Here is a 10,166-nt window from a genome sequence, read left to right as displayed (position 1 = left end):
GCTCCAAGTCCGGATCGCGGTGCTCAATCGCTACACCGCTCTTGGTATACCCGTCACTGAGCCCGTAGGATAAGTGTGCCCAGGGAAAGGGGACGTCCGTTCACACCACGATTTGTGCAACAGAGCCCATAGAATATCTGAAACCGCGTGTCCCAGTCCACCATCGCCTTGAGCGCAAAGAAGGACGGGGTCGAGCCGATGGACGTGTCGCCCGTATCGCGGGCGACGACATGGCAACGCCCGCAATGCGCCTGCGACAGCGTCAGGCCCTGCGCTTCGTCGCCATCGAATTCCAACAGTGCCTCCTCGACCTCGGCAATGACAGCCGGTGCAAAGGGCGCGGCGCCATCGACCTGATAGGCGGCGATGGTGCGGTGTCCCACCTCGGATGTCAGCCAGTCGGCCAGGCGCGCCGCGCCGGCATGGTCGCGGTCGCGGATGTGCATGCGTCAGGTTTGGCCGTGACCGGTGAACACCGCCCGGCCACCGCCCCCGGCGGCAAGGGCCATATGGGCATGGGCCCCTTCGTCGACCAGTTCTATCCGCACCCCGGTCTTGAGCGAAAAGCGCGGCAGCACATATTTGAGAAGACCGGTCTCGACCAACCGCTCGGAAACGCCGAGGCGCAGAGCCTCGGCCGCACTGGCGGCGGTTGCGGCTCCGGCGATGGCGGTCAGGAGGACCAGCGCACACGCGAGTGAACGAACAGGGTCCATGACCCACAGCATCACGGCGCGGATGCCCCGCGTCAATATTCTTGCCAAAGGGAGAACCGGAAGATGAGCGACGATATCGGCGATTACAACATGTCCATGCGCAAATTCCTCAAGCAGGTGGGGGTCACCTCGCAGCAGGCGATTGAGGACGCGCTGCGCAAGGCGGACGGTGCCAACGGCGAATACAAGGCGCGCATGGTGCTGACGATCGAGGGCCTGGACCTCGAGCACGAGGTAACCGGCACCATCAAGAGGCAAGCCTGACAGTGGCCGCCACGAAAGAGGGCGTGCTGGCCGCCCTGAAACAGATCGCCGACCCTCGGGGCGGCAGCGATATCGTCTCGGCCGGGGTGGCGCGCGGCGTCAATGTCGAAGGGGCCACCGTGCGGTTCGTGCTGGAAATCGACCCGGCACACGCCAAGACCTATGAACCCGTGCGCGAGGCCGCCGAGCAGGCGGTGCGTGCGCTGGACGGGGTTGACGAGGTATCGGCGGTCCTGACCGCCCACAGCGCCAAGGCCCCGCCCGACCTGCAGTCCAAACGCGCAGCCCAGCCGAAAGGCCCCGAACGCATTCCCGGCATCGACCACATCATCGCCGTCGCCAGCGGTAAGGGCGGGGTCGGCAAATCGACGGTGTCGGCCAACATCGCCTGCGCGCTGGCCGCCGAGGGGCGGCGCGTCGGGCTGCTGGATGCCGATGTCTATGGCCCCTCGCAGCCGCGCATGCTGGGCGTCACGGGCCGTGCGGCCAGCCCTGATGGCAAGACCATCCTGCCGCTGCGCAACCACGGTGTCACGATGATGTCCATCGGGCTGATGGTGAACGAGGACCAGGCGGTCGTCTGGCGCGGGCCGATGCTGATGGGGGCGTTGCAGCAAATGCTGGCGCAGGTTCAGTGGGGCGCGCTTGATTGTCTGATCGTCGACCTGCCGCCGGGCACCGGCGACGTGTCGATGACGCTGGCGCAGAAAACCGCCGTCGACGGCGCGATCATCGTGTCGACGCCGCAGGACGTGGCGCTGCTGGATGCGCGCAAGGGGCTCGACATGTTCAACCAGCTCAAGGTACCTGTGCTGGGGATGATCGAGAACATGTCGACGCATATCTGCTCGAATTGCGGGCACGAGGAGCACGTTTTCGGGCATGGCGGGGTCGCCGCCGAGGCCGAGAAACTGGGCGTGCCGCTGCTGGCCGAGATACCGCTGCATATCGACATCCGGCTCAGTTCCGACCGTGGTGCGCCGATCGTCGTTTCCAAGCCGCGCTCGGCCCAGGCGCAGGCGTTCCGCGACGTCGCCCGCAAACTGGTGGCCACGGGGGTGGCATGAGGGAGCCCGAATTCCCCCCCTGCTGACCGGCGAACGCGTCGAGCCAGGCATTGACCCGTTTGAAAAGGCCTGTTCGCGGGCCGCGCTGGGCTGCGATGCGGGGCTGATTGTCCATTGCGTGACGCCGCAGACGCTGGCCGCGGCGCTGGTGCTGGTGCCCGAGGTGCGGCTGGAACAGGCGATGGCGATGCTGCCCGCCTGCGGCATTGGCTTTCAGAACGCGCTGGGCGCGCTGGGGCCGGCGGAACTGGCCGTGCACCTGGACTGGGATGGCCACATCCGCGTGAACGGCGCCGCCTGTGGCCGCCTGCGGGCGATGGCCGGTGGATCTGACCCGCGCGCCGAGCCAGGCTGGCTGGTCATCGGGCTGGAAGTGCCGCTGGAACTGACTGTGTCAGAGCCCGGCCTGCACCCTGACCGCACCGCGCTTTTCGAGGAAGGCTGCGCCGAACTCGACCCCGTCGCCCTGCTGGAGGCATGGTCGCGGCACACGCTGGTCTGGATCCGGCGGTGGGAAGACGGCGAACTGCGCGCCCTGCAGGCCGAATGGCGCGGGCTGGTGGACGCCATCGGCGAGGACGTGACCCAGAACGGGCTGAGCGGCACCTTCCTGGGCGTAGACGAGAATTTCGGCATGCTGCTGCGCGACGGCGAGACCACGCATCTTGTCCCGCTCAGTTCGGTTCTGGAGACTGGGACATGATGCTCGCACGCGCGATCCATTTCGACGAAAGCGACACGCGCGTCTTTGCGCGCCCCGCCCGCACCGGGGAATGGTGCATCTCGGGCGGATTCGCCTATTCCAACTGGACCGAGGACGACCTGAACGGCAAGGCCCGGCAGGAATTCGTCAATGGCTGGCTGGGGCTGGAAACATTCGGTCGGGTGACCTTCGTCGCCGTTACCCAGATCGAGCCGGAAGAGCGCGACACCCTGACCGGCCAGCTTGCGCAGCATTTCGTCGAAGCCTACGGCGCGCCCGACCTTTCCGCCGCGTTGCCCGTGGCCACCAAAGAGATCGAGCATATGCAAGAGCTTTGCGACGAACATGCGCCCAACACCCTGCTGACGGTTCAGCGTGAACTGACCGAGGCCGGCGTGCGCGAGAGCTTTCGCGTGATCGAGCCGCGCGAGGCCGGGCTGGAACAGTTCGCCATCCACGTAACCGATACCGGCCACGGCTGAGCGGCGGGACCTGAGCGCTTGCACTTTGGGCACCTGGCCTTAATTGGTTGGGTGGATACCCATTCAGGTTTCCAGAACACCGACCAAGGACGCATGCAGGACGCAAACCCAGGAAAGGATTTCCCGATGACCACATGGTTGCCCACGCTCAAGACCGCTACCCCCGAAGAGGGGTATGACCTGGCCGTCAAGATGTCGCGCGTCGCCGTCAAGATGACCCAGCCCGACGCGGACATGCGCGACAAGCTGCGCCCCGCCTATGCCGAGAATGCCGATTCCCTGATCGCGGTCAGCCAGGTGGTGGCCACGCATTTCGCAACCGTCGCCGCCGCCAACGGCTATTGGATGGACTAGCCATGAACGCGGTCACACGCGATGGCGACGGTTTTGTTGTAGATGCCGCGCTGCTGGCCGAAATCTTTGGCCTCAGCGAGGCTGGCGTCCGTCGCGGTATGCGCGACGGCGCAATCACATCCCGCTGCGAAACCGGGACCGGATCTGACGCAGGGCGCTGGCGACTGACGTTCACCCATGGCGGCCGCACCTGCCGGCTGACGGTCGACGAACACGGCAAGGTGCTGTTCCGCGCCAGCTATGACGTATCGCGGCGCCCGGCGCGGGGTGTCGCCGGAACCTGACGCACCTGAGTGTTTGCCCTGCGTCCGGGCGGGTCAGCCCCGGTCGGTGTCTCCGCAACCATAAAGATCGGCATGCCGGTGCGCATGCTCGGCGTGTTCGAATTCCAGGCTGGAATGGGCGATGCCGAACCCCTCAAGCAGGCGCGTCTTGATCTCGGCCTTGATGCTCTCGATCCGGGTCCAGCCCTCACCCGTCAGCACGACATGACAATCAAGCGCGGACTCGTGTTCCTGCATCTGCCACAGGTGAACGTGGTGAACGTCGTGCACCCCGTCGACGCCGCGCATGGCCTCTACCACTGCGGCGTTGTCGATGTCGGGCGGGCTGCCCAGCATCAGGGTGCGGATCGGGCCGCCGATTTCCTTGAAAGAGAGGTAAAGGATATACAGCGCGATCCCGATGGTGATGGCCGGATCGACCCAGGCGGCGTCAAAAAGGATGATCAGCATGCCGCCCACGATCACCGCGACTGAGGCCAGCGCATCCGACAGGTTGTGCAGGAACAGCGCGCGGATATTCACGCTGTCCTTTTGCATCGACCACGTCAGCGCCGCTGTCAGCGCATCGACACCCAGCGCCACCCCGGCGATGATCACCACCATCCAGCCTTGGACCTCAGGCGGGTCAAACAGGCGCATGCCGCCCTCGTAGATCAGGTAGAGCCCGACCAGGATCAGCGTGGTGTAATTGATCAGCGCGGCGACGATCTCGATCCGGCCATAGCCGAACGTCATCTGCGCATCCGCCGGGCGGCGGGCGATCTTGCGCGCACCAAAGGCGATCACCAGCGACGCCATGTCCGAAAGATTGTGCAGCGCATCCGCGATCAGGGCCAGGCTGCCGGCAAAGACGCCGCCAGCGATCTGCGCCAGCGTCAACAGCCCGTTGGCCCAGATGGCGATGGCGACCCGCCTGTCCCCCGACGCGGGATCCAGATGCGCGTGCCCGTGTTCGTGCGGCATGAAATGATCCCCGTTCGCGGCTCAGGCGGCGCTTTGGCGGGCTGATATCGCCGCGCGCAGCCAGGCCGTCAGGTCGGCGACACGCGGCGGCGCCTCGACGGCCATGCCGCCCGAGAACTTGTCGAACGCGGCGCGGTTCAGGGCATTGAGCCCGACCAGAACGGGAATATCCTGCGTCACCGCCTCGGCGATGGTGGGGCGCAGGCCGCGGCCCTCGGCCTCGTGCTTGCCGAACTTGTTGACGATCAGGCAATCGACGCCCCGGCCCAGCGTCTTGCCGACCAGCCCGACTGCCTTTTCCAGCGCCTCCGGATCCAGGCGGCAACCCCGCGACCCGTGCCCCAGCGTCTGCGAGATGCGGATTACCGGCCCGTCCGGCAGCACCTTTACATCCATGTCGCACGGTCCGGGATCGTCGCATTCGGTGTTGATCTGGACGATGCCGGCCGGGCGAAACCCCTCGGCGATCAGTGATTGTGCGACCTGGAACAGCAGCAGGTCGACATCGCCTCGTCCGGGCTCCGTGGTGTAGGCGATATTCATGCGCGACCTCCATCGACATGATGCGAATGAACGGCAGAAACCCGGCCTCGATGGTGGGGTGGCCCGGCAGTCGCCCACAAGACGGCGCAAGAGCGCCGATCCGATCAACTGCTCGCCAACATAGGGCGAAAGCACGCGACCCGAAAGACCGGGCCGGGATGTTTCCGGCATGCCCGCCGTTCTGAAAGCCGAACAGGCTCTTCTGGTGCGCGACCGCCTCGTGGTTCGCCAGGATGCCGATGATCCGCCCGTCTGTGAATCGTGTCCGCTTGGTTGATGTTCAGGAACGGCAAACAGGTAACGCCGCCGGAACTGCTGAAATGCGATCTTGGCAACGCCGCGTTGCGGCGCTATTGGCGTGCCGAGCGAACATGGAGGTCGCCGTGACCCCCGGTTGGCGTTCAAGCCGCCTGCTGCCGGACAACCCAAGATGGATGAAACCTGCAAAGACCACGAGCACCGGCTTGTGGCCTGAGGACGAAGAACTGCTTATGATTTCCCTTTCCCGATACCGCTATCAGTGGACACACAACATTCGCGGCGACCTGTTGTCAGGACTTGTCGTGGCGCTTGCGCTGATCCCCGAGGCCATTGCCTTTTCCATTATCGCGGGGGTGGACCCCAAGGTGGGGCTCTACGCCTCGTTCTCGATCGCCGTGATCACCGCGATCACCGGCGGGCGCCCCGGCATGATCTCGGCGGCGACCGCAGCGACGGCGGTGCTGATGGTCACGCTGGTAAAGGACCACGGGCTGCAATACCTGCTGGCGGCGACGGTTCTGGCGGGGCTGCTGCAGATCGGTGCGGGTCTTCTCAGGCTCGGCTACGTCATGCGCTTCGTGTCGAAATCGGTGATGACGGGCTTTGTCAACGCGCTGGCGATCCTGATCTTCATCGCGCAGCTGCCCGAACTCGACCCTTCGCGCGTGCCGGTGCTGACCTATGCGCTGGTCGCCGCCGGCCTGGCGATCATCTATCTTTTTCCCCGCATCACGCGGGCAATCCCCTCGCCGCTGGTCACGATCATCGTGCTGACCATTCTGACCGTCGTCACCGGCTGGGATGTGCGCACCGTGGGCGACATGGGGGCGCTGCCCGATACGTTGCCGGTGTTCCTGATCCCCAACATTCCGCTGACCCTTGAAACGCTGACCATCATCTTTCCCTATTCGCTTGCGGTCGCGGTCGTTGGCCTGCTGGAAAGCCTGATGACGCAGCAGATCGTGGATGACCTGACCGACACCAGTTCGAACCGAAACCAGGAATGCATCGGACAAGGCATCGCCAACACGGCCACCGGTTTCATCGGGGGCATGGCGGGCTGCGCAATGATCGGCCAGTCGATCATCAACGTCAAATCGGGCGGCCGCGGTCGGCTGTCCTCTTTCGTGGCGGGGGTGTTCCTGCTGATCATGGTGGTCGCGCTGGGCGATATCGTGGCGATCATCCCCATGGCCGCCCTGGTCTCGATCATGATCATGGTTTCGATCGGCACGTTTTCGTGGTCTTCGATCAGGAACCTGCGTGAGCATCCGAAATCCTCGTCCATCGTGATGTTGGCGACGGTTTTCTTCGTGGTCTACACGCACAATCTGGCAATCGGGGTGCTGGTCGGCGTGTTGCTCTCTGGCATCTTCTTTGCCGGAAAGATCGCGCAGCTTTTCCGCGTGCGCAGTGAGATCACCCCGGACGGCACCCATCGCACCTACCATGTCGAGGGTCAGCTTTTCTTTGCATCGTCAGAGGACTTTATGCGCGCCTTCGACTTCAAGGAAGCGCCCGAGAAGGTCACGATCAACCTGAGCCGCGCGCATATCTGGGATATTTCCTCTGTTGCCGCGCTGGACATGGCCGTGCTCAAGTTCCGCCGGGAAGGCGCAGAGATAGAACTGATCGGGCTGAACAAGGCGTCGGAGACCATCGTGGACAGGCTTGCCATTCATGACAAGCCGGGCGCGATGGATCAACTGATGGGCCACTGAGGGAGGATGCAGGAATGACAACCAATACGCTTATCGCATTGGTGGACGGCTCGGCCTATTCCGAGAGCGTCTGCCATCACGCGGCCTGGATTGCGGGCAAGAATGGCTGGAAGGTGAAAATCTACCACGTCATGGGGCGCCGCCAGGGCGTGGAAAAGCAGGATCTTTCCGGTGCGATCCGCCTGGGCGCGCGTACGCGGCTGCTGGAGCAGCTTTCCAAGCTTGATGCAGAGCGCGCCAAGCTCTCCCATGAACACGGGCGAGCGATACTCGAGGACGCCAAGGCCGTCATCCAGGCCGACGGCGATATCGAGGTCGAAACCCGCCTGCGCCAGGGGGACCTGGTCGAGACGGTGACCGCGAAAGAGGAAACCGGCGACATGATCGTCATCGGCAAGCGTGGCGAGGCCGCAGGCGTGGCGATGGAACATCTGGGGTCCAACCTGGAACGCATCGTGCGCGCCAGCCACAAGCCGGTTTTCGTTGCCAACCGGGCATTCCGGCCGATCGGGAAGGTTCTTGTCGCGTTCGATGGCGGGTCATCGGCGCTCAAGGCGGTGGACTACATTTACCGAAGCCCGCTCTTTGCCGGGTTGACGATCTCGCTGGTCTTTGCCGGCAGGGAAACCCCGGAAATCCGCAAGGCGCTTGAGAACGCGGCGGCGACCCTCAAGGCGGGGGGCTTTGAGGCAGAGATCATCATTCGCGACGGCGAGCCGGAAAAGGTGCTTGCCCAGATCACAACGAAGGACAAGCACGAGTTGCTTGTAATGGGCGCTTACGGCCATTCACGGGTGCGTTCGCTTGTCATCGGCTCGACCACGACCGAGATGATCCGTTCCTGCCGCGTGCCGGTCCTGATCATGCGGTGAATGATGGGGGCGGTAAATTCGCCGCCCATCCGGGTTTTGCGGCACGGCCATTCCCGGGATGTCGATATCTTTCCGTCGGCCGCCCAGTACCGCCGGTGAATGCGCCCGCCGCTGACCAGCGAGCGATGCTTATGATGCTTGCGCAGGAACAAAAAAGCCCCGCACCGAGGGTCAGAGCGATGCCCGTTATCACCACCGGGCCGGGCAGGTCGCCCAACAGCGGGATCGACAGCGGCGTGATCAGCATGCCGGTGACCGAAATCGCCAGGATGCCCATCAGCATGAAGGCAATCCCGGCATCGGGGGTGTTGAGGTGCATCAGGCCGGGTAGTGAAGCCTTGCTCTTAAGCCGGCCCTGGCATGGGGGTGCGCCGCGCAAATGTCGGTTGCGATGGTTATGCGCCCATGTCTCGCGGGGTCTTGGCCCGGCTCGGACGCTCCGCTAGGCTCGCCCCCGGATCAACAGCGAAGAGGAGCCGCCGAAATGGAAATGCGGGGTGAAAGAGAGATCGCCGCAGACCGTCAGACGGTCTGGGCGGCGCTGACCAGCGCCGAGGTGCTGAAGGAATGCGTGCCCGGCGCGCAGGAGGTCACGGGATCGCCCGAAGAAGGGTTCGAGGCGACGGTGGTACAAAAGGTCGGGCCGGTAAAGGCCACCTTTCGCGGTGCCGTCACCCTGTCGGAAATGGTCCGGCCCGAGCGGCTGAAACTGGTCGGAGAGGGCAAGGGCGGCGCCGCCGGTTTTGCCAAGGGCAGCGCCGATGTGACCCTGACTGAGACCGAAAACGGCACGCTGCTGGCCTATGATGTCGATGCCAGGGTGGGCGGCAAGCTGGCGCAGCTTGGCAGCCGGATCGTCGATGGTTTTGCCAAGAAGATGGCCGACCAGTTCTTTGCCCGGCTCGAAGAGGTGATCGAAGGCCCCAAGGAAGAGGACGAGGCGCCAGAGGCCGAAAAGAAAGGCTGGCTCAAGCGCCTCATCACCCGCAACGATTAGGCCTTGTTTACGGCCCTTCAATCACGTTGGCCAGCAATTGCCCGATGGCGGTGCTGCCCTTGACCGAGGGGTGGATCATGTCGATGGCGTGGTACGATCCGTCGCCGTTCGGCACAAGGTCCTGCAGCGACAGGTAATAAAGGCCACTGTCGATCTGCGACAGCCGGGCGACGCGGCGTTCCAGCTCGGCGCCCTCGTCGCGGCAATGCTCGATGGGTGAGGCCAGACCGGGGCTGCGCAGATAGCCGACATAGATTACCTTGGCGCCGGACTGGCGCAGCCGCGACAGAAAGCCGGGGATCGTGCCCTTGGTGCCGTCCTCGGAAATCAGCCGGTTCAGCTTGGGCCCGCAGATCATGCAGCCGCAGCCGAACCACAGGTCGTTACCGCCGCCGTTGACAACCACCCAGTCCCATTCGCCGGGCACGTACTGCTTGGTGATGTTCAGCCCGGCACTGCCGGAAATCGGCATGGCATAGTGAAACCGCGCACCGATGGTGGAGCGGTCAACCACCGGTTCGCGCAGGGTCTGTTCCAGCGCGTCGGCGACGGCGCTGTCGGACATGCGGTGGGTGGCGAGCATTGAATCGCCCACGACCAGAATACGCGAGGGGAAATCACGGGTGACGGATTCGCCACAGGCGGAAAGCAAAGCCGCCGAAGCGACCAGAACAATCATACGAAGAAACATGGGCGGCAGTATCTCTTTTTACTCTGACCACCCCGCGCGGCGCGAACGCGAATGCGGAATGGTGACGCCCCCACGGGCAAGCGTGGCAAAACCGTGGCCGATTCTCAACCTTTTTCGGGCGGTATTGTGCGCCTTGGGGAAACAGTCTGGTTCGTTTCCGCCCAATGGTGGAATTGCGCACACCCCGGGCTGCGCCCCGGCGCGATTGCACTTCCTGCGCCGGGGGTTAGGTTGTGCGGAAATCCGAG

Annotated in this window: 15 protein-coding genes; 9 read left to right on the top strand and 6 right to left on the bottom strand. The window is 64.3% G+C overall.

The window, feature by feature from the left end; all coding sequences use genetic code 11:
* Positions 1–53: 53 nt before the first annotated feature.
* Complete coding sequence (locus DL899_RS11440) at positions 54–446, bottom strand: hypothetical protein (RefSeq protein ID WP_111734484.1); 393 nt, start codon at positions 444–446, stop codon at positions 54–56.
* Between the two features lie 3 nt (positions 447–449).
* On the bottom strand, positions 450–728 hold the full coding sequence (locus DL899_RS11435; protein ID WP_204355298.1) for a hypothetical protein: 279 nt from the start codon (positions 726–728) through the stop codon (positions 450–452).
* 51 nt (positions 729–779) lie between these two features.
* Here DL899_RS11435 and DL899_RS11430 point away from each other — a divergent pair, with 51 nt between their 5' ends.
* From DL899_RS11430 to DL899_RS11405, 6 genes are all read left to right on the top strand, one after another.
* Positions 780–980, top strand: a complete 201-nt coding sequence (locus DL899_RS11430) for a DUF6494 family protein (protein ID WP_111734482.1) — start codon at positions 780–782, stop codon at positions 978–980.
* A gap of 2 nt (positions 981–982) precedes the next feature.
* Positions 983–2,047, top strand: a complete 1,065-nt coding sequence (gene apbC, locus DL899_RS11425) for an iron-sulfur cluster carrier protein ApbC (RefSeq protein WP_111734481.1) — start codon at positions 983–985, stop codon at positions 2,045–2,047.
* 10 nt (positions 2,048–2,057) lie between these two features.
* Positions 2,058–2,750: a biotin/lipoate--protein ligase family protein gene (locus DL899_RS11420; protein ID WP_111734497.1), complete on the top strand. Its 693-nt coding sequence runs from the start codon at positions 2,058–2,060 to the stop codon at positions 2,748–2,750.
* Positions 2,747–3,232, top strand: a complete 486-nt coding sequence (locus DL899_RS11415) for a DUF6505 family protein (protein ID WP_111734480.1) — start codon at positions 2,747–2,749, stop codon at positions 3,230–3,232. The genes DL899_RS11420 and DL899_RS11415 overlap by 4 nt, the downstream gene beginning before the upstream one ends.
* Positions 3,233–3,358: 126 nt before the next feature.
* Positions 3,359–3,586 (top strand): hexameric tyrosine-coordinated heme protein, encoded by a 228-nt coding sequence (locus DL899_RS11410; protein ID WP_111734496.1) that lies wholly within the window; start codon positions 3,359–3,361, stop codon positions 3,584–3,586.
* Positions 3,587–3,588: 2 nt separating this feature from the next.
* Positions 3,589–3,870, top strand: a complete 282-nt coding sequence (locus DL899_RS11405; protein ID WP_111734479.1) for a DUF6522 family protein — start codon at positions 3,589–3,591, stop codon at positions 3,868–3,870.
* A gap of 33 nt (positions 3,871–3,903) precedes the next feature.
* Here DL899_RS11405 and DL899_RS11400 read toward each other — a convergent pair whose 3' ends face one another.
* Both DL899_RS11400 and DL899_RS11395 read right to left on the bottom strand, forming a co-directional pair.
* Positions 3,904–4,833 (bottom strand): cation diffusion facilitator family transporter, encoded by a 930-nt coding sequence (locus DL899_RS11400; protein ID WP_111734478.1) that lies wholly within the window; start codon positions 4,831–4,833, stop codon positions 3,904–3,906.
* A gap of 21 nt (positions 4,834–4,854) precedes the next feature.
* Positions 4,855–5,376, bottom strand: coding sequence for a DUF2478 domain-containing protein (locus DL899_RS11395; RefSeq protein WP_111734477.1), 522 nt, complete (start codon positions 5,374–5,376; stop codon positions 4,855–4,857).
* Between the two features lie 491 nt (positions 5,377–5,867).
* On the opposite strand from DL899_RS11395, the gene DL899_RS11390 reads away from it, so the two are divergent.
* On the top strand, positions 5,868–7,358 hold the full coding sequence (locus DL899_RS11390) for a SulP family inorganic anion transporter (protein ID WP_111734495.1): 1,491 nt from the start codon (positions 5,868–5,870) through the stop codon (positions 7,356–7,358).
* Positions 7,359–7,372: 14 nt separating this feature from the next.
* Positions 7,373–8,230 carry a universal stress protein gene (locus DL899_RS11385; RefSeq protein WP_111734476.1) on the top strand — a complete coding sequence of 286 codons (858 nt, stop codon included), beginning with the start codon at positions 7,373–7,375 and terminating at the stop codon, positions 8,228–8,230.
* Here the strand turns inward: DL899_RS11385 and DL899_RS11380 are convergent.
* A complete protein-coding gene (locus tag DL899_RS11380; protein WP_162685562.1) occupies positions 8,220–8,513 on the bottom strand; it encodes a hypothetical protein in 294 nt (97 codons plus the stop codon). The genes DL899_RS11385 and DL899_RS11380 overlap by 11 nt on opposite strands.
* 201 nt (positions 8,514–8,714) lie before the next feature.
* Here DL899_RS11380 and DL899_RS11375 point away from each other — a divergent pair, with 201 nt between their 5' ends.
* Complete coding sequence (locus tag DL899_RS11375; RefSeq protein WP_111734474.1) at positions 8,715–9,227, top strand: SRPBCC family protein; 513 nt, start codon at positions 8,715–8,717, stop codon at positions 9,225–9,227.
* 7 nt (positions 9,228–9,234) lie between these two features.
* On the opposite strand, the gene DL899_RS11370 is transcribed toward DL899_RS11375, so the two are convergent.
* Positions 9,235–9,918 (bottom strand): SGNH/GDSL hydrolase family protein, encoded by a 684-nt coding sequence (locus DL899_RS11370; RefSeq protein ID WP_111734473.1) that lies wholly within the window; start codon positions 9,916–9,918, stop codon positions 9,235–9,237.
* Between the last annotated feature and the right edge of the window lie 248 nt (positions 9,919–10,166).

The organism is Roseovarius amoyensis (genome assembly GCF_003260265.1).
Classification (GTDB): domain Bacteria; phylum Pseudomonadota; class Alphaproteobacteria; order Rhodobacterales; family Rhodobacteraceae; genus Roseovarius; species Roseovarius amoyensis.
This window is presented reverse-complemented; position numbering and strand designations above follow the sequence as displayed.

Excerpts from the sequence above, each read along its gene's own strand:
- DL899_RS11440 (WP_111734484.1), bottom strand. The coding sequence starts at position 446 with ATGCACATCCGCGACCGCGACCATGCCGGCGCGGCGCGCCTGGCCGAC.
- DL899_RS11400 (WP_111734478.1), bottom strand. The coding sequence starts at position 4,833 with ATGCCGCACGAACACGGGCACGCGCATCTGGATCCCGCGTCGGGGGAC.
- DL899_RS11405 (WP_111734479.1), top strand. The coding sequence starts at position 3,589 with ATGAACGCGGTCACACGCGATGGCGACGGTTTTGTTGTAGATGCCGCG.
- DL899_RS11415 (WP_111734480.1), top strand. The coding sequence starts at position 2,747 with ATGATGCTCGCACGCGCGATCCATTTCGACGAAAGCGACACGCGCGTC.
- DL899_RS11430 (WP_111734482.1), top strand. The coding sequence starts at position 780 with ATGAGCGACGATATCGGCGATTACAACATGTCCATGCGCAAATTCCTC.
- DL899_RS11410 (WP_111734496.1), top strand. The coding sequence starts at position 3,359 with ATGACCACATGGTTGCCCACGCTCAAGACCGCTACCCCCGAAGAGGGG.
- DL899_RS11435 (WP_204355298.1), bottom strand. The coding sequence starts at position 728 with ATGCTGTGGGTCATGGACCCTGTTCGTTCACTCGCGTGTGCGCTGGTC.
- DL899_RS11380 (WP_162685562.1), bottom strand. The coding sequence starts at position 8,513 with ATGCTGATGGGCATCCTGGCGATTTCGGTCACCGGCATGCTGATCACG.
- DL899_RS11370 (WP_111734473.1), bottom strand. The coding sequence starts at position 9,918 with ATGTTTCTTCGTATGATTGTTCTGGTCGCTTCGGCGGCTTTGCTTTCC.
- DL899_RS11385 (WP_111734476.1), top strand. The coding sequence starts at position 7,373 with ATGACAACCAATACGCTTATCGCATTGGTGGACGGCTCGGCCTATTCC.
- DL899_RS11390 (WP_111734495.1), top strand. The coding sequence starts at position 5,868 with ATGATTTCCCTTTCCCGATACCGCTATCAGTGGACACACAACATTCGC.
- DL899_RS11395 (WP_111734477.1), bottom strand. The coding sequence starts at position 5,376 with ATGAATATCGCCTACACCACGGAGCCCGGACGAGGCGATGTCGACCTG.
- DL899_RS11375 (WP_111734474.1), top strand. The coding sequence starts at position 8,715 with ATGGAAATGCGGGGTGAAAGAGAGATCGCCGCAGACCGTCAGACGGTC.